We start from the raw sequence: 17,857 nt of genomic DNA, 5'->3' as shown, positions 1-17,857 counted from the left end.
TTGTCAATGTCCACGCATACCGAGTCATCCCCTCCCAGTCCCAAGCAGCAAGTGGCGATTAAAGCCGCTGAAATTGTCGACAACGGCATGATTGTCGGATTGGGAACCGGCTCTACAGCCAATCTGTTTATTGATGAACTGGCCAGACGACAGCGGGAACACCAGTTAGAGGTTCAGGTAGTCGCCAGTTCGGTGATCAGCCGCGTCAAAGCCCAGCAAGCCGGTTTAAATGTGTTGGCCATCGAACATTTATCACATCTGGATATGTATGTGGATGGGGCAGATGAGGTAACTACCGATATGTTTTTGTTAAAAGGACGCGGACAGGATCTGGTTTGTGAAAAACTTCTGGCAAGTCATGCTTCCGCGTTTTATGTGCTGGTAGATGACAGCAAAATGGTCAATCGAATTGGGGAGAAAAATCCTATACCTATTGAAGTCATGCCCCAAGCTGCGCAACTTGTACTGAATCGTTTGGCGAAATTGCAGGCCAAAGACAGTTTGCGATTAAATGCCTCTGGCGACAATGTGGCCTATAGCGCCGCTGGAAACCTGATTCTGGATATGCAGTTTGAGGGGCTGGAAACGGCTCAGATTAATGCTCTGCTTACAGTTATGCCGGGAGTGGTGGAACACGGCATCTTTGCGGATGTTGTCAAAGCGATTTTTATCGGTTCTGCAGATGGCGTAAAGTTATTGCAGGCTTAAATAAAAAAGGGCAGTCAAAATGACTGCCCTTTATCAGCAAGATTGGCCTGCGAGAGTTATTTTTTTAACTCTTCCAAAATGGTTTCGGCTTTGGATTTACCAAATTCGCCAGAGCCTTCCACACCGATGTATTTTACTTCACAATCGGTAATAATCATTGCCGCACGAAACGAACGAACGCCCATTCCACCACCGGTTAAATCACGGTCCAGACCTAGTGCTTTAGTGTATTCGGCACTGCCATCCGCCATCATACGTACTTTGCCATTGGCTTTTTGTTCTCGCCCCCAGGCTGCCATAACAAATGCGTCGTTAACCGCCACACACCATATCTCATCAGCGCCAGCCGCTTTAATGGCTTCTGCATGTTCGATAAAACCGGGTAAATGTTGTGATGAACATAATGGGGTAAATGCGCCAGGTACGGTAAATAATACAATGGTTTTGCCTTTTGCCATTTCACGTACATCCATCGGCGATGGATTCATCGGGCAGCCATTCTGAGGATCAAATTCCACACATTCGGTAAGTTTGCCATCGGGTATTTGTTGTCCAACTTCGATCGTCATAATCACTCCTTTTGATGAATAAGATTAATGACTAGCATAAGCCATCTGTGTCGAGATAAAAACACTGATGATTAAAGGGACTTTCAAGTTTGGTACTGAACACTTTAATCGTTATGATGAACCATACATTGAGATTTATGGAGTAAAAAATGACCGCAGAAAAATCTATCCTGAACTGGGGCATTCTTGGCGCAGCACGGGTGACGGAAAAATTAATTCCTGCCATTCTTGAAGCAGGCAATGCACGATTGGTTGCTGTCGCCAGCCGTCGTCAAGGCGCTGCAGCGGAAGTGATTGAAAAACTGGCCGCGGGCGCGAGTGATATTGAAGCTATAGATGATCCGGAGGCTTTATTAACGCATCCCGATATTGATGTTATCCATTTGCCCATGGCGAATGAAGAACATGCTGAATGGGCATTAAAAGCGATTGCTCATGGCAAACATTTGTTAATTGAAAAACCAATGGCCCTGACGGTTGAGGATATTGATGCCATTACGCAAGCGGCAAAAGAGAAGGGTGTGAAAGTCATGGAAGGCTTTATGTATCGCTTTCATCCTCAGCATGATGCGGTGCGTGAAATCATTGAGTCCGGTGTCATTGGTGAAGTCAGAACCGTTAGTACCCGTTTTGCGTTTCCCATGAAACCAGCGCGTTTATATCGGGTGAACCGACCGATTGCTCATGGTGGTGGCGCTATGTGGGATATTGGACCTTATGCCGTTCATACTGCCCGCTTATGGTTTGAAGATGAGCCCAAAGCCGTGACGGCGGTGGCCAAATTAAATGAACATGGCGCAGATTTAAGTCTGAGTGGCATTTTTGATTATGGAGATGGTCGGTTTGCCCAGTTCGAGATGAGTTTTGAACATGCACGTCGCAGTATTTATGAAGTGATCGGCACTTTAGGCGGTGTGACTTGCCATACCACCTGGCAACCGGCTGATGAAATCGCCAAAATCTCCTGGTGGACAGAGGCGGGTCAACAGGAAACAGTTGAGGTTCCGGCAGCAGATCAGTTTGTCAACGAAATCGAACATTTTTCAGACTGCGTACTGAATAACACGGATCCTTTATTAAGTCTGGCTGATGCACGGGCCAACTGTCGGGCCATTGTCGGGGCATTACAGTCCGTCAAAGAAGGCAAAACGATTAAACTGGGTTGATAAGGCCGTACTTGAGTGCAGCCTTATAGCTTGTTAAACCTGAAATTTGTCGACCGTCGTTTTGAGGCGTCCTGAGAGCAGGGCGAGCTGCTCTGCGGTGTGAGATATTTGCCCACTGATTTCAGCTCTGTCTTTTGCCATTTGTGAGATTTTGTCAATTTGGCTGTTGATTTCCTTGCTGTCATCGCTGCCCTGTGCAGCCGCAGCAGCGATGTTTTCAATAACATGATTGGTCTGTTGAGCTCCGGCATTAATTTGTAATAAGGATTGGCCGGCCTTTTCGACAAGTTCAACACCTTGTTTGACAAGAACTTCACCATGGTCGGCATGTTTAACAGCCGTTTGCGTTTCCGACTGTACGGCGGCGATAACTTCACCAATTTCTAAAGTGGCCAGCGAAGTACGTTCTGCTAATTTGCGTACTTCGTCTGCCACCACGGCAAATCCACGGCCTTGTTCACCGGCTCGTGCGGCCTCAATCGCAGCATTTAATGCCAGCAAATTGGTTTGAGCAGCAATATCCTGAATTACTTGAATGATGCCGTTGATTTCATCCGAGCGTTCGCCAAGATTGGTGACCGTCGCCGCCATGTGCCGGACCGCTTCAGCAATATGATTAATACTGTCAGCGGCTTGTGCGACAACTTCCCGGCCGTTTTCTGCGGAATACTGGGCTGTTTTGGAAATGTCCTGCGCCTCGGAAGCATTATTTGCCACCGATTGGATAGTCGAGTTGATGTGGGTGATTTTTTGCACAATGTCGTCCACGACCTCGCGTTGCTTCACCGAACCAGTGGCAACACGTTTGGATATATCAGTAAGCTGATTGGCCGACTCAGTGGTTTTTTGCGTATGTTCCAGCAAATCACGAATAATATTCTGTAAATTATTCATGAACTGATTAAAGGCATTTGAAACAACGCCTATTTCATCATCAGCATTGATAATCGGCAATCGTTTGGTTAAGTCTGCATCACCCATAGCCAGATGGCTCATTGATGTTTCCAGTTCATTCAGTGGCAACAGCAGTCGACGGGTCAGTGTTCGAATTGCGAGGGCCGAAATAACGACCAGAATGATGGCAAATACCACACTTTTAGTGACTAATTCGCCGATAATATTGAAAAACCTTGCTTTTTCGACACCGACATACAAAATCCCAATTACCTCGCCCTCACCATTCACAATGGGGTCGTAAGCGGTAAAGTAGCGCACGCCGAGAATGTCTGCTTCTCCATGAAAGGGTTTACCCTGTTTCAATACCGTGTCATACACTTCGCCAGGCGCCAGCGAAGTGCCAATCGCACGCGTTCCATCTTCTTTAATGACATTGGTAGAGATGCGGGTATCAAATTGAAAAATAGTGGCCGTTCCTCCCACTAATTCCTTAATTTTATCAACGACCGCGTAATCCTGATTAAGCGGCTGTCCATCAAGCAGTAATTGGTCATTTTCCAGACTGAATTGCTGACCTTGCTGGTGCAACACAGACCAAGCCACCCGCATATTGCTCTCCTGATTTTCCTGGGCTTGCATATACAGCCCCTGACTCAGAATATAGGTGGTTGCACTGACAATGATGGCGGTCAGCAACAGGCTACTCATGACATTCGACACAATCAGTTTCTGGTATAACTTCATCTTCTCTCTTCCTGAACTTTATTATTTTTGGGCAATTTTTTGCCTCTAATGGTTATCGTCCAGAGTATCTATTTATTGAGAGTCATTTTTTCTTTGCAAAGATCTTGCTGAGGTCGATTAAACAATACGGGTAATGCTGTTTACTTGGCTGAAATAAAAATGCCACTCATAATCAAGTGGCATTTTGACTGGGCAGGAAAGGAGTTTTAATTAGCGGTTTTAAATTTACTGATGGATTGTTGCAGCATTTCTGCCAATTGGTTCAGTTCAGTACTGAGTGATGAAATCGACTGTGATCCGGCTTCTGCTTTGTCAGAAACATCTGTAATCCTGCGAAAATTATTGTTAATTTCTTCAGCAACCGCTGATTGTTGCTCTGCCACACTGGCAATCTGGGCATTCATATCATTGATTGCAGTGACTGAACGACTGATAATGGCTAATGATTCCCCGGCATGCTCTGCTTGCATAACACATTGATGGGCTTTGTTTTTGCCTTCTTCCATAACTTTTACGGCGATTAGAGTTCGGCTTTGGGTTTTTTCAATTAAGTCTTTAATATTTAATGTTGACTCTTTCGTGCGGCTGGCAAGACCACGCACTTCATCGGCAACGACGGCAAAGCCACGTCCATGCTCGCCGGCACGGGCGGCTTCAATCGCTGCATTTAATGCCAATAGATTGGTTTGTTCGGTAATATCAGCAATCACCTGGACAACGGTACCAATTTTTTTGCTGTCCTCAGACAGTTCATCAATAACTCGAGCAGCTTCTTCTACTTTGGTTGCCAGTTCAGCAATGCTGGCAAGTGTTTTAGCGACTTCCTGATTACCGTTAATCGTTTCTTTATCCGCCGTTTGTGCCTGCAACGATGCTTCACTGGTCAGGCTAGCAATTTCTTGCACCGAAGTAGAAATTTCACTAATAGCGTTAGCGCCGTCCAGCGTTTGTTGTTTCTGAGCGATAACTAAACTTTGATTATTAGCTGAGGTTTGATTCATTACCTTAGCCGCATCAGAAACCTGACCAGCAGATGAACTGATTGCCTTCATAATGTTTGACAGTTCACTCGACATAGTACTCAATGCGCCCACCATACTTTTCGGAAATCTGGAATGAGCTTGTTGGGTTAAATCGCCTGAGGCAAACACTCTGATTAATTGGGCCGCTGAGTCTGGTTCACCACCAATTGTTGAATAGAGGCGGCCAATTAATCGGTGACTGACAAATATGGCAATGATGAAAGCAATCAGTGTAACGGTGATCATCAATGCCATAAAACCACCAGTTTGTTGGCGAATATAGTCCACTTGATCACTGATGGTTGCTTCCTGAAAATCGATAAATTTATTCACCGCGCCCAACCATTGGGTGTAAGCGGGCGAAGTATTGAGCATTAGATAATCGCGGGCTTCCGTGCTTCTACCTTGATTAATTAAATTAATAGTTTCAGCTGTATGGGTCAGGGTCTGTTGTTCAATCGTTTTAATATGGTCTAACAGCGTTTGTTCCTGTGCAGTGAATTGCTGTGAGTTATTGGCCATCGCTTCCAGGCTGACAGCAGATTCTGCATAGAATTGTTCCAAGCGTTCGATATCCTGAAGATGCCGCTGGCGTTCAGCGTTGCTATCACTTAACACTACGTCTCGAATTGAAATGGCCCGGTCATGAACACTGCCTCGAAAGTTAATCGCAGCACGTTGTTTTACACTATCAACCTCATTGATTTTACTCATGGTTCGATCAATTTTACTGACTTCATTTATGCCAATAATGGCAATCAACACCATCAAAGCTAATACGATACCGAAGCCGAGCTGAAGCCTGTTTTTGATAGTCACTGACATTTCCTGGTTAATTTAAACAAACGCATCATCGCGCATCACATGTGAGTTTTATGTCAAAGCAATATTATGTATGCCAGTATAAATTTGAGAATCAGGAATTTTCTCTAAATAATGAGAAATGAGTATCAGCTAACATTTAACCAATAGGCTTTGAGCAAATAGCCGCAACAGAGCTAAATTTATTAACCCGAGGATTAAAACAAGCTCATTTGACTGCTGGGCGAGTGAAACAAATCGCATCGTAAGGGTGAAAGTGTGGTTTTGAGGTTTAATTTTTTGCAGATATTACGGAATCGCTGAGCGAGTAAATCAGCAAAAATACCTTCGCCACGTAGGCGATGTCCAAACCGCGGATCGTTATTTTTGCCTCCACGTAAATCATGTATTCGATTCAGAATATGCTGTGCCTGATCAGGTCGATGGGTATGTAACCATGATTCGAATAACGGACTGACTTCCAGTGGCAATCTCAGCAGAATGTAATGCACGTCCAATGCGCCGGCTTCCAGAACGGCTTTGACGATATTTTCCAGCTCTGCGTCAGTTAATACCGGAATAACCGGAGCAATTAAAACCGTCACCTCAATGCCTGCAGCACGCAGAGTTTCGATCGTCTGCAGTCGGCGTTTTGGCGAACTTGCACGAGGCTCGAGAATCCGTGAGAGAGCGGGATCCAGCGTGGTAACAGAAATATGTACCCGAACCAGATTGTGGCTGGCCATCTGTTGCAGAATATCGATATCCCGCTCAATCATCGCTGATTTTGTCACGATATGACATGGATGACGGCTATCATTAAGCACCTGCAGAATTTGCCGGGTAATTTGATAATCGCGTTCAATCGGTTGATAGGGATCAGTGTTCGCGCCCAATGAAATAGGGGAGCACTGGTAATTTTTAGCCGCTAACTCTTGTTTTAATAATTTGGCCGCATTCGGTTTTGCGGTGAGTTTGGTTTCAAAATCGAGACCGGGGGAAAGCCCCAGGTAGGCATGTGAAGGGCGAGCATAACAATAAATACAGCCATGTTCACAACCCCGGTAAGGATTAATCGACTGGCTAAACGGTAAATCCGGAGACTGATTACGGGTAATAATCGTTTTGGGTGTTTCAATTTCGACTGACGTTTTGGGTGGATTCTCCGGTTCCTGAAACCAACCATCTTCCACCAGTTCCCGCTGGTAAGTGTTATAACGTCCATCAATCTTATCAGCTGTTCCACGTCCTTTTATTGAAGCTTTAGTACTCGACATTAATCAGATAAATAATATTCGACAGTCGAAACGACCCGAACTTGTTTGATATGCGGGTTGTTATTGTCACGTGGGGAAATACTGAACTGTCCTTGAGAGGCTTTGCGGATCTTGCCCAGGTTGCTGTCAGAATCCTCCGCAAATTTTTCGGCGACCTCACGGGCATTTTCGGTTGCTTCTTCAATCATTTCCGGTTTGATTTCATTCAATCGGGTAAACAGATATTCGGTTTGAGCCATATAGTTATCACCAGCCAATACCAGGCCTTGTTTGCCTAAATCAGCCAGGGCGGTCATCGCTTGGCGCACAGCATCTATATTCTCAGAATAAACCGTCACAGTCTGAGTAGCGGTATAGCGAAATTCTGCTCTGGGACCGCCACCGTATTGCTGAGCCGATTTATCGGTAATGGCCGGAGCATTGAAGGTGATTTCATCTTCCTTGATGCCGCGCTGTTGCAGAAACGCGCGGACTTTTTGACCATTACTTTCAACGGCTTGATATAACTCGGGCAGATCATTGTTGGCTTCGGTGAATTGTATTGGCCAAATCACAATATCAGCAGGATATTCTCGTTCCGACAAACCTTTTACTGTGACACTTCGCTCAAGTTGCTTGAAGTCAATCAATGCTTTGCCTAGCTGAAAGCCTAACAGGGTTAAGCCCAGAAATAACGCACCTCCCAAAATCAATGCGGTTGATTTAGTTTGATTCGCCATATTCTGAACTCCTGTTAAATCATTGATGATCGGTAAAGTGTTCTCTTGCGTAGGCGACGCGATCGGCGACGCTCATCCTCTTTTTATGACTCAGTTTTTCAATTTGACGCAGTCTTGGCAGCAGGCCTTTGCCGTTCGCAATCTGGATGGTCAATCCCGGTCTGGCATTTAATTCCAATAACATCGGGCCCTTGAATCTATCCAGAACAATATCTGTCCCCAAGTAGCCCAACCCTGACATTTCGTAGCAGGATACGGCCAGCGTCAGGACTTCCTCCCAATGCGGCACATTCAACGTCATCATATTCAATCCGGTGTCCGGATGCAGCAAAATCGGTTTGTCGAATTGAACCGCTCTTAAAGCATGACCATCACCAATATCCAGACCGACACCGACAGCACCTTGATGCAGATTGGCTTTGCCATTGGAGGCTGCGGTTGATAATCGCATCATTGCCATGACCGGAAAACCTCGAAACACAATAACCCGCGTATCCGGCACACCTTCATAACTAAACCCACTAAAACAATCATCAAAATGAATCAAATCTTCGATGATGGCGACATCGGCTCGTCCGCCCAGTGAAAACAAACCCGCCAGAATATTACTGACATGGCGTTCCAAATCACCAATATTGGCAAATTGGCCATTGGACTTACGATAACCTTCTTCACTCTGCCGAGTGATGACCATAATGCCTTTACCACCCGAGCCGTGGGCTGGCTTGATGCAAAAACCACTGCTGCAACGCTGCAATATATAGCTTAAATCTTTAACCGCATGTTGCTCGCTGATCACACCAATTAGATCGGGCACTTTGACACCCGCTTCCAATGCCAGTTCTTTGGTTTGTAACTTGTCATCGACCAATGGAAACAAATGACGCGGATTGTAGCGACTGATATAGGACACGTTACGACGATTCATGCCCAGTACCCCGATTTTGCTCAGAGCACTGGGGTGGGCATAGCGTTCACGCAGGGTTTGAAACCAATTCATTTTGACAGCGGCTTCACTCATGACTTATCCAGCTTGGTCAAAGGCTTAAAGCGTTTTAATTCCAGCAGACGATAGCCTGTATAGCTTCCGGCAACCAGCGTGATTGCCATCAAAATCAGCTGAATACCCATAAAGTTAAAGGTCAGGTGACGTACCCAGTCCAGATTCATGGCCAGATAGGCCAAAATGGCGACCAGCAACGAACCGCCGCCTTGAATCATGACTTCTTTGGCGCCTTCTTCTTCCCACAAGATCGACATACGTTCGATAGTCCAGGCCAGAATGATCATCGGGAAGAAAGTGATCTTCATCCCTTCAGTCAGGCCAAACTTATAGGCCATGATAGAGAAGATGGCAATCATCCCGATAACCATAATGATGACCGCGGATATTCGGGCGACCAGCAGTAAATTGAGATAGGACAAATAGGAGCGAATCATCAGCCCCACGCCGACAATCAATAAAAAGCCAATCAGACCTGTCATCAGGCTGGTTTGTATAAAGGCCATCGCAATCAATACCGGCATAAAGGTACCGGATGTTTTAATCCCGACCAGAATACGCATCAGTACAACGATTAATACGCCGACAGGAATCAATAAAATACCTTTAAAAATGGCCTGTTCTTCGAGCGGCAGGGTATAAAGTGAGAAATTAAGCCACTCGTTATCGGCGAACTTTTGATTCAATGCGATATTGAATGGTTGCTCCTGCGAAATCATTGAGAAGGAAACTTGGGCGTTAGTAGCACCGATAACTTCCAGAACCGGGCCGGAATGATATTGCCACAGCAACAGATTATCGGCCTGACCTTGATCTCCGGTCTCCGGATTAAACACATCAAACTCTTCGCCATCAAAAACCTGAATGTATTCAATCAAGGACTGACGGCGTCGGCCATCTTCCAGCTCCAGCGCATGAATACGTCTGGCTGGCACACCTGCTTCCTGCAATAATTGGGCGATCCACACGGTTTTGGGTTTGACTTGAGCAAGCAGCTCAGCCGTTTGTTCCTGATTATTAAACTCGTGGATCAGTTCTCGTGCCAGAGTGTAATTAGATGAGGACCGTTCTGTTGCCCGCTCCAAGATCATCTTGGCCGCGGTAGCGTAAGGTTCTTTTTCAACATTGGGTTTTACATTTTGAACCATGTTTTGTTCATCGGGGATGGCAAAAGGATCGACCAGCATATCGACTTTGTAATATAACGACTGATTACCATTTGCTTCCCGTTTGGACCACTCTGCATAGGTTCCGGTCTCACGTTCGAGGAATGAAAGACCATAACCCGGGCTGGCAGTTTGTTGATTCAGTTGGGTATAACCCGGCTGTGTACTTGGAATGGCTAAACGAGCCGTCACGGGATCGCCGCTGGCCTCAAAGTCAATTTTCGCTTCAATGGACCACGTTTGACGCTGTTCGCCCGGAAACCAGGGAATATCAAACGCAATATGGCGATGTAATGTTAAGGCGGTACCCGCTAGAAACAGCAGACTTACCAGAATATAAAAGGGCGTACGTGAAGCCATTAGAAATCCTTACTCTTCGTCTGATGCTTTAGGGTTAGCTTGTGCTGCTTTTTTCGGAATGGCCGATGCACGATCTTTCAATAACTCGGGTTTGGGCTGAATATTTTTCTGGGCCACATCAACGACTGCGATATCTTTCAAAAACTCACGTCCCAACAAAATGGGATAGGTCATATGTGAACGATCTGTCAGCGTAAATTCTGCGGTATCCGTCATGTTGCCAATACGAATCGTCAATCTGACTACAGGACGCTTATCAATTTCATTGGTGGATGACTGACGAATATTGGCAATCCGGGCGATAGGGGCTTCAACTTCGTAACTGTTATCACTGCCTTCTTCTGGAACAATGGTAAAACGCGCCCATTTTTGCCCATCACGTTCCAGCGTCACAATATCCTGAGCTGTTAACGACGATGTGGTGGCACCCGTATCGACACGTGCCGGGAAAACCCGGTTAACAGCTTCAATCCATAACCATTCTGTCTGACCCAGTACCAACTTATCGTTCAAGGTCATCGGGGCAGGAGGAGGGCAGCTGTTGGTATCAATAGGCTGAACCGTTTGTGTGGCTTGTGCTACGGCGCGTTGGTCAAGTTTTTCGCTTAGCTCTGCGACTTGATCATTTAATGCGTCGAGTTGTTTACGAGTGACTTGCTGCTCTTTGGAAAAGGATTGCAGACCGGCTTGATGCTTGTTTTGATTATCAATCACTTTCTGGCATTGCTGGCGCAGTTGGGTTTCAATCCTGGATTCACTGTCGCTAAGGGCAGATTTTAACTGTTCATTCGAAACGGTCGGGCGTGTTTGATTTTGAACGCAAGCGGTGGTTAACAGGCTTGATAATAAGATGATGAGTGGTAGTTTATTGTTGAGCATGTTTTTCCTAAAACTTAAAACGGATTATAAAGTCAAAACGCACTTATCAGACAAAATGGATAGAACTGCATATTATGACGTAATCCCTATCCATTCGGAGATTTTTTCTCAGCAAGCAAATGCACGTAACGTCCCATGTCACGATAGGTGGGCTGACGACAATACTGGTGCTCTAACGCAAGTAATTCCTGTTCATTTGTCTGATTTCGGCTCTCGGAGTTCAAATAGTCACTAAACACACGAATTCCACTGTGCTGAATAATTTCAAAATCATTATTTTGTAAAAACTGAATTATTTCATTTGGATATTGTGGAAAAGGCGGACTAAGTTTATTACCGACACCAATATAGCGATCATTGAGAATTGGTTCCAGTCTCCAGCCGCCGCGAATGACATTTTTATAGACCATGGCATTGCGGTTATAAAACATCAGCGATAGATAACCACGTGTTTTAACGCGATCCAATACTTGTTTCAGGGTCTCTAAAGGGGTTGCCAGCCATTCCACTACGGCATGGCAAATCACCAAATCAAACTGGGTTAACTGCGGGGGGAACTGTTGGATGGAAGTGTGATGAAAATCGGCTTGCAGCTTGGCCTCAGCAAAATCCTGTTGTGCCTGGTTCAGCAGTTTTGCAGAGATATCACATAAGGTCATTTGATGACCAAAGCCCGCTAACCACAAACTGATTTGTCCGGCACCGCAACCGGCATCCCAGACCTTCAGAGAATGAGTCCGGGTAAACTGCTCTAGATCCTGTTTGAGAATATCCAGCCGCAATTGACCTTTCAACGTGTCATAAATACGGGCATTAAAACGCTCGGCTAAATCATCAAAATTACGATCCTGTTGCATCAGGCGGCCGGCTTGAGCAGATTATCCAACAATGAATCAATGACCAGAATGCGACTTTCGGCGTCGGGCATATTGTCGGTAAAGCGCAATTTATCCTGACCGTCCAGTTTGAATCGGGATGGTTGCTTTTGAATCAGCTGGATGATGGTCATCGGCTCTACCTGAGGCTCTTTATCAAACAATAAGCGCCCACCTTGATCATAAGCATCAATTTTTCGAATACCGATGGTCTTGGCCTTCAGCCTTAATTCATGCACGGCAAACAACGTCTGCACCGGTTCGGGTAGCAGGCCAAAGCGATCAATCATTTCTACTTGCAGTTCGCGTAAGGCTTCTTTATCTGCCGCGGCAGCAATGCGTTTGTATAACACCAGTCGAGTATGCACATCGGGCAGATAGTCGGATGGAATCAATGCGGGTACATGCAGATCGATTTCTACCGTGTGGCGGGCCATATTATCCAGATCCGGGGTTTTACCGGATTTCAATGCATTGACCGCGCGTTCCAGCAGTTCGTTATATAAGGTAAAGCCAATTTCCTGCATCTGGCCGCTTTGCTCGTCACCCAGTAATTCACCCGCACCCCGAATTTCCATATCGTGGGTCGCAAGGGTAAAGCCTGCCCCCAAATCTTCAATTGATTCAATGGCTTCCAGACGCTTAATGGCATCTGCCGTCATTGCTTGTTGTGGCGGGGTAATAAGATAAGCATAAGCACGGTGATGCGAACGGCCCACACGACCCCGAATTTGATAGAGCTGTGCCAAACCTAACTTATCGGCTCGATCGATAAAGATGGTATTGGCGGACGGCACGTCGATACCGGTTTCAATAATTGTGGTGCAGACCAGTACATTAAAGCGCTGGTGATAAAAATCGAGCATCACCTGTTCCAGCTCACGTTCACGCATTTGCCCATGAGCCACCGCAATGCGTGCTTCCGGCATTAAGGTTTCGAGTTCACGCGCTACCCGATCAATGTCTTCCACTTTGTTATGCAGAAAATAAACCTGCCCGCCACGCTTGATTTCACGCAGCATGCCTTCACGGATCTTGTCAGCGTTCCATTGCAATACGAAGGTTTTAATCGCCAGGCGGCGAGCGGGTGCTGTGGCAATAATCGATAAGTCGCGAATACCGGAAATCGACATGTTCAAAGTACGTGGAATCGGTGTCGCGGTCAGTGTGAGGACATCGATCTGAGCTCGGTATTTTTTCAATTGTTCTTTTTGAGTCACACCGAAACGATGTTCTTCGTCGAGAATGAATAAGCCCAGTCGTTTGGGGTCGATATCCTGCTGTAATAATTTGTGGGTTCCGATAACAATGTCGGCAGTGCCATCGCTGATCGCTGATTTCACATCATCCAGCTGCTTCTTGCTTCGAAAGCGAGACAATACCTCAACCCGGATTGGCCAATCGGCAAAACGATCTTTAAAGTTTTCATAATGCTGTTGAGCAAGCAGTGTCGTTGGCACCAGTACCAACACTTGTTTCCCTGATTGCACAGCCAGGAAGGCGGCGCGCATCGCGACTTCGGTTTTACCAAAGCCGACGTCGCCACACACCAGCCGATCCATAGGCGTTTCAGATTGCATATCCGCAATCACCGCATCAATGGCATCCTGCTGGTCGGGGGTGGTTTCAAACGGGAATGCCGCCGAAAAAGCTTCATATTGTTCATCAGGCGACTGCATCGGCGGTTTTTTATTGGCAGCACGTTTGGCATAAATGTCGAGTAATTCTGCAGCAACATCACGGACTTTCTCGGCCGCACGACGCCGTGCTTTTTCCCATTGTGTGGTGCCCAGTTGATGTAACGGTGCCAGTTCAGGAGCAGATCCCGAGTAGCGACTGATTAAGTCGAGTGAAGCGACAGGCACATACAGCTTGTCGCCTTTGGCATATTCCAGTGTGACGTATTCGGTCGCGACATCGCCGACATCAAGTGTTTGTAATCCCAGATAACGACCGACCCCATGATCCTCGTGGACTACGGCATCGCCAACGGTAAGTTCAGCCAGGTTACGGATGATGGCATCAGAGTCACGCTTTTTACGGCTGCGACGACGACGTTGCATAACCTGCTGACCAAATAGCTGTGTTTCAGCCACCACTGCAATATTTTCAATCTGCAGCAGCAAGCCTTGCTCAAGCGGTGCCACCGTAATACATAACGGGGCGCTATCTTTTATAAATGCATCCCAATTGTCGACGACTTTCGGTTGCAACTGATTTTTACGCAGCAAATCCAACAGGGTTTCACGACGACCTGCGGATTCGGCGGCAATCAGAATTCGGCCAGCAAACTTATCAATAAATTGGTGTAACGCTTCACACGGACGATCCTGCTTGGAGTTTAGCGGTAATGACGGTGGCATCACCGTGGCGTAATTGCTGTTCCCTGCCGAGTCATCCAATTCAAAGTTCTGGCACTGCAGCCTCTGCCATTGTTTAAATTGGCCGAATAATTCGTCTACCGGAACAAATACATTGACCGGTGGTAGTAAGGGTCTTTCCGGATCAACACTATGCTGGCGGTAGCGGATCTGGATTTCCTGCCAGAACTGCTCAGCGGCGTGAACCGTATCATTGAGCTGAACTAACAGTGTGTTGTCCGGCAGGTAATCGGTCAGGCGGGCGGTTTGTTCAAAAAACAACGGCAGGTAAAACTCGATACCACCCGGCATATTCCCGGCACTGACTTCACGATAAATCAGACTGCGCTGCGGATCGCCATCGAAGTATTGTCTGAATTGTTTGCGAAACAGCGCAATACTGTCGTCATTGACCGGAAATTCGCGTGCCGGTAAGAGATGGATCTGATCGATGTTGTCGATGGAGCGCTGCGTTTCCGGATCAAATGTTCGCAACGTGTCAATTTCGTCATCAAATAAATCAATACGATAAGGCTGTCGGCTACCCATCGGGAATAAATCAATGATGGCACCACGAACGGCAAACTCACCATGTTCAATCACTTGAGCCACATTGCGATAACCGGATTTTTCCAGCTTCAGACGCCATTGTTCGATATCAAATTGATCGCCGATTTTCAGCTCAAGATGATTGCCATCCAGAAATGCCCTTGGTGCGATACGCTGCATCAATGTGGCAATAGGAACTAATAAAATGCCACGTTTAAAACCGGGTAGATGATGCAATGTCTGCAAGCGCTCGGAAACAATATCCTGATGCGGGGAAAAACTGTCGTAGGGCAGGGTTTCCCAATCCGGGAAATGTAATATCGGCAGTTCAGCTTGCCCAAGATAAAAGCGGATTTCCAATTCCAGTCGATGCGCACTGGCCACATCGTCGGTGACGACCAGCAGTGGTCCTTCGTGCTGTTGAGCTGCTTTTGCTAACAGCAAACCTTGTGCACTGCCGTATAATTGTCCGGCACGAAGTTGATTTTTAGCTGAAGCAGGTAGGACAGGCTGGAGCAGGTTGGCTGGCAAGAGTGGTACCCTGATATATATTAAGTGAGAAAGCGCATTATTTTCCCACAATTACCCGACCACAGCACCCGGGATTTCGTAATAGGATAATATCCTTACTAATAATAGGTGTTAATGCTATAGTCAAAATTTTGCAACGAAGCGGAGCGAGCTGGCATGAAACGGATTGAAAACGTCGTGTTATTGAAAGTCATTGGTAGTGCTGAACTTATCGCTGCCCTGGTAATGTTTTATCTTTATCACGATGCTGTCCCAGCGGTTATTGGCGGATTAATTTTGTTAGGCTTGTCTGCGAACAGTTTTTATCAGGCGCACAAGTGTTATCAACGTCAATATTCCCCGCGTAAAGATGATAATCCATAAATTACGGTTTTAATGAGTCAAGCTGAAAATCCCCCTATCGAAGCCAAGTTCGACCCGGTTAGTTTTGTTAAATCGCTGACCAGCCGGCCGGGTGTCTATCGCATGATTGATGCGGAAGGCACCGTGATCTATGTCGGTAAGGCCAAAAATCTTAAAAAACGTGTTGGCAGTTATTTCCGCAGTAGTGGACTGACCAATAAAACACAGGTCATGGTCGCCCAGATTGTGGCGATTGAAACTACCGTTACTCATACTGAAAACGAAGCTCTGATTCTGGAAAACAACCTGATCAAAGAGCTGATGCCACGTTACAACGTATTATTACGTGATGATAAAAGTTATCCTTACTTATTGATTTCTGGGGATAAATTTCCGCGATTGAGCGTTCATCGTGGAGCAAAGCGTAAAGTCGGCAAATATTTTGGTCCTTATCCCAGTGCCGGCGCGGTTCGCGAAAGCCTGAATCTTTTGCAGAAACTGTTTCCGGTACGTCAATGTGAAGACAGTTATTATCAAAACCGCAGTCGTCCTTGTTTGCAGTATCAAATCAAACGTTGCACCGCGCCCTGTGTGGGGTTGATTTCTGAAAGTGATTATCAAAAAGATGTGCAGCACACCATCATGTTTCTTGAGGGCAAAAACCAGCAGGTGATGGATGAGCTGAGTAATCAGATGGATGTTGCTTCGCAGAATTTACAGTTCGAGCAGGCTGCATCTATTCGTGACAAGATCATTAGCTTACGCCGGGTACAAGAACGGCAATATGTCAGTTCAATGCAGGGTGACTCAGATGTTCTGGCAGCCATCGTGCGGGATGGTATTGCGGTGGTGGAAGTCAGCTTTGTCCGTGGCGGCCGTAATTTAGGCAGTAAATCCTATTTCCCTAAAGGCTCAGCCGATCTCACTGAATCCGAATTATTAACTGCATTTATTCCACAGTATTATCTGGGTAAAGATGTGCCGGCAGAAATTCTGGTCAGTCACGAAGTGGAAGAAGCCCAACTGCTGCAGGATGTATTGCAAACAGAATCCAAACATAAAGTCAGCCTGCGTAAGCCGCAGCGGGGCCATGCCACTCGTTGGTTACAGATGGCGATGACCAATGCCGAAATCAGTCTCACACAGCGTATTAGCAGTCGTTCCAACTTGTTACAGCGATTTGAAATGTTACAAGAAGCGTTAGAGCTGGACGAGTTGCCAAAACGCATTGAATGCTTTGACATCAGTCATACCCGAGGCGAACGAACCGTTGCTTCATGTGTGGTATTCGGTCTGGAAGGGGCGATTAAAAGTGATTACCGCAAATTCAACATCGAAGGCATCACCGGCGGCGATGATTATGCGGCAATGCGACAAGCCCTGAGCCGCCGTTTTACCCGCTTGAATAATGGCGAAGGCAAACGTCCGGACTTATTATTAATCGATGGGGGTAAGGGCCAAATCAAAGAAGCACAGGAAGTATTAGCCGAATTGAATTTAAGTGATTTACCGATCCTCGGTATCGCAAAAGGTCCCGCACGCAAACCGGGCGAGGAAACATTATTCTTGGTTGGCCGGGCAGGGGAAGTCACCTTATCTGCCGATTCGCCGGCGTTACACCTGTTACAACAAGTTCGTGATGAGGCACATCGCTTTGCCATCACAGGTCATCGTCAACGTCGTGCAAAAGCACGAAAAACCTCATCATTAGAAGATATTGTGGGGCTGGGGCCAAAGCGTCGGCAGAAAATATTGCAGCAATTTGGCGGCCTGCAAGAGGTGAAACGTGCCGGGGTAGAAGATCTCCAGAGAGTGGAAGGTATCAGTGCCGCCCTGGCTCAGAAGATTTATGACTTGTTTCATCCAGACAATTAAACGCTTCATAGTGC

14 protein-coding genes are annotated in these 17,857 nt (G+C 46.4%); 4 read left to right on the top strand and 10 right to left on the bottom strand.

Annotated features, from left to right (window positions below; genetic code table 11):
- The first annotated feature begins 6 nt into the window (after positions 1-6).
- On the top strand, positions 7-708 hold the full coding sequence (rpiA, locus tag LGT40_RS08805) for a ribose-5-phosphate isomerase RpiA (RefSeq protein WP_226072778.1): 702 nt from the start codon (positions 7-9) through the stop codon (positions 706-708).
- Between the two features lie 56 nt (positions 709-764).
- Here the strand turns inward: rpiA and LGT40_RS08800 are convergent, their stop codons facing one another.
- Positions 765-1,277: a peroxiredoxin gene (locus tag LGT40_RS08800; RefSeq protein ID WP_226072776.1), complete on the bottom strand. Its 513-nt coding sequence runs from the start codon at positions 1,275-1,277 to the stop codon at positions 765-767.
- A gap of 149 nt (positions 1,278-1,426) precedes the next feature.
- Here LGT40_RS08800 and LGT40_RS08795 point away from each other — a divergent pair, with 149 nt between their 5' ends.
- The gene (locus tag LGT40_RS08795) at positions 1,427-2,443 is read left to right on the top strand and encodes a Gfo/Idh/MocA family protein (protein ID WP_226072774.1); all 1,017 of its coding nucleotides are present in this window, start codon (positions 1,427-1,429) and stop codon (positions 2,441-2,443) included.
- Between the two features lie 33 nt (positions 2,444-2,476).
- Here LGT40_RS08795 and LGT40_RS08790 read toward each other — a convergent pair whose 3' ends face one another.
- The 9 genes from LGT40_RS08790 to mfd form a co-directional block, all read right to left on the bottom strand.
- A complete protein-coding gene (locus tag LGT40_RS08790) occupies positions 2,477-4,084 on the bottom strand; it encodes a methyl-accepting chemotaxis protein (RefSeq protein WP_226072772.1) in 1,608 nt (535 codons plus the stop codon).
- Between the two features lie 206 nt (positions 4,085-4,290).
- Positions 4,291-5,925 (bottom strand): methyl-accepting chemotaxis protein, encoded by a 1,635-nt coding sequence (locus tag LGT40_RS08785; protein ID WP_226072770.1) that lies wholly within the window; start codon positions 5,923-5,925, stop codon positions 4,291-4,293.
- Between the two features lie 200 nt (positions 5,926-6,125).
- Complete coding sequence (locus LGT40_RS08780) at positions 6,126-7,184, bottom strand: PA0069 family radical SAM protein (RefSeq protein ID WP_226072768.1); 1,059 nt, start codon at positions 7,182-7,184, stop codon at positions 6,126-6,128.
- Entirely contained in the window at positions 7,184-7,903 is a 720-nt protein-coding gene (locus tag LGT40_RS08775; protein ID WP_226072766.1) for an SIMPL domain-containing protein, read from the bottom strand. The genes LGT40_RS08780 and LGT40_RS08775 overlap by 1 nt, the downstream gene beginning before the upstream one ends.
- Before the next feature lie 19 nt (positions 7,904-7,922).
- Entirely contained in the window at positions 7,923-8,924 is a 1,002-nt protein-coding gene (locus tag LGT40_RS08770) for an alpha-L-glutamate ligase-like protein (protein WP_226072764.1), read from the bottom strand.
- On the bottom strand, positions 8,921-10,432 hold the full coding sequence (locus LGT40_RS08765) for an inactive transglutaminase family protein (RefSeq protein WP_226072756.1): 1,512 nt from the start codon (positions 10,430-10,432) through the stop codon (positions 8,921-8,923). Before LGT40_RS08765 ends, LGT40_RS08770 begins: the two co-directional genes overlap by 4 nt.
- Positions 10,433-10,441: 9 nt before the next feature.
- Positions 10,442-11,311, bottom strand: a complete 870-nt coding sequence (locus LGT40_RS08760; RefSeq protein ID WP_226072747.1) for an ATP-dependent zinc protease family protein — start codon at positions 11,309-11,311, stop codon at positions 10,442-10,444.
- Between the two features lie 86 nt (positions 11,312-11,397).
- Positions 11,398-12,168: a methyltransferase domain-containing protein gene (locus LGT40_RS08755; RefSeq protein ID WP_226072745.1), complete on the bottom strand. Its 771-nt coding sequence runs from the start codon at positions 12,166-12,168 to the stop codon at positions 11,398-11,400.
- Complete coding sequence (gene mfd / locus LGT40_RS08750) at positions 12,168-15,626, bottom strand: transcription-repair coupling factor (RefSeq protein ID WP_226072743.1); 3,459 nt, start codon at positions 15,624-15,626, stop codon at positions 12,168-12,170. The genes LGT40_RS08755 and mfd overlap by 1 nt, the downstream gene beginning before the upstream one ends.
- A 156-nt stretch (positions 15,627-15,782) precedes the next feature.
- Between mfd and LGT40_RS08745 the strand changes: the two genes are divergently transcribed.
- Both LGT40_RS08745 and uvrC read left to right on the top strand, forming a co-directional pair.
- Entirely contained in the window at positions 15,783-15,989 is a 207-nt protein-coding gene (locus LGT40_RS08745) for a hypothetical protein (protein ID WP_226072741.1), read from the top strand.
- Between the two features lie 12 nt (positions 15,990-16,001).
- Positions 16,002-17,843: an excinuclease ABC subunit UvrC gene (uvrC, locus tag LGT40_RS08740; RefSeq protein ID WP_226072739.1), complete on the top strand. Its 1,842-nt coding sequence runs from the start codon at positions 16,002-16,004 to the stop codon at positions 17,841-17,843.
- Positions 17,844-17,857: the final 14 nt, after the last annotated feature.

It is taken from the genome of Methylophaga pinxianii (assembly GCF_020447225.1).
Lineage (GTDB): Bacteria > Pseudomonadota > Gammaproteobacteria > Nitrosococcales > Methylophagaceae > Methylophaga > Methylophaga pinxianii.
The sequence above is the reverse complement of the archived record's forward strand: the minus strand, read 5'-3'. Positions and strand labels throughout refer to the sequence as shown.

Bases quoted from the DNA above. Each gene is read 5' to 3' on its own strand.
- LGT40_RS08745 (WP_226072741.1), top strand. From the start codon at position 15,783: ATGAAACGGATTGAAAACGTCGTGTTATTGAAAGTCATTGGTAGTGCT.
- LGT40_RS08765 (WP_226072756.1), bottom strand. From the start codon at position 10,432: ATGGCTTCACGTACGCCCTTTTATATTCTGGTAAGTCTGCTGTTTCTA.
- LGT40_RS08795 (WP_226072774.1), top strand. From the start codon at position 1,427: ATGACCGCAGAAAAATCTATCCTGAACTGGGGCATTCTTGGCGCAGCA.
- LGT40_RS08760 (WP_226072747.1), bottom strand. From the start codon at position 11,311: ATGCTCAACAATAAACTACCACTCATCATCTTATTATCAAGCCTGTTA.
- LGT40_RS08755 (WP_226072745.1), bottom strand. From the start codon at position 12,168: ATGCAACAGGATCGTAATTTTGATGATTTAGCCGAGCGTTTTAATGCC.
- LGT40_RS08780 (WP_226072768.1), bottom strand. From the start codon at position 7,184: ATGTCGAGTACTAAAGCTTCAATAAAAGGACGTGGAACAGCTGATAAG.
- LGT40_RS08770 (WP_226072764.1), bottom strand. From the start codon at position 8,924: ATGAGTGAAGCCGCTGTCAAAATGAATTGGTTTCAAACCCTGCGTGAA.
- LGT40_RS08775 (WP_226072766.1), bottom strand. From the start codon at position 7,903: ATGGCGAATCAAACTAAATCAACCGCATTGATTTTGGGAGGTGCGTTA.
- LGT40_RS08800 (WP_226072776.1), bottom strand. From the start codon at position 1,277: ATGACGATCGAAGTTGGACAACAAATACCCGATGGCAAACTTACCGAA.
- rpiA (WP_226072778.1), top strand. From the start codon at position 7: ATGTCCACGCATACCGAGTCATCCCCTCCCAGTCCCAAGCAGCAAGTG.
- LGT40_RS08790 (WP_226072772.1), bottom strand. From the start codon at position 4,084: ATGAAGTTATACCAGAAACTGATTGTGTCGAATGTCATGAGTAGCCTG.
- uvrC (WP_226072739.1), top strand. From the start codon at position 16,002: ATGAGTCAAGCTGAAAATCCCCCTATCGAAGCCAAGTTCGACCCGGTT.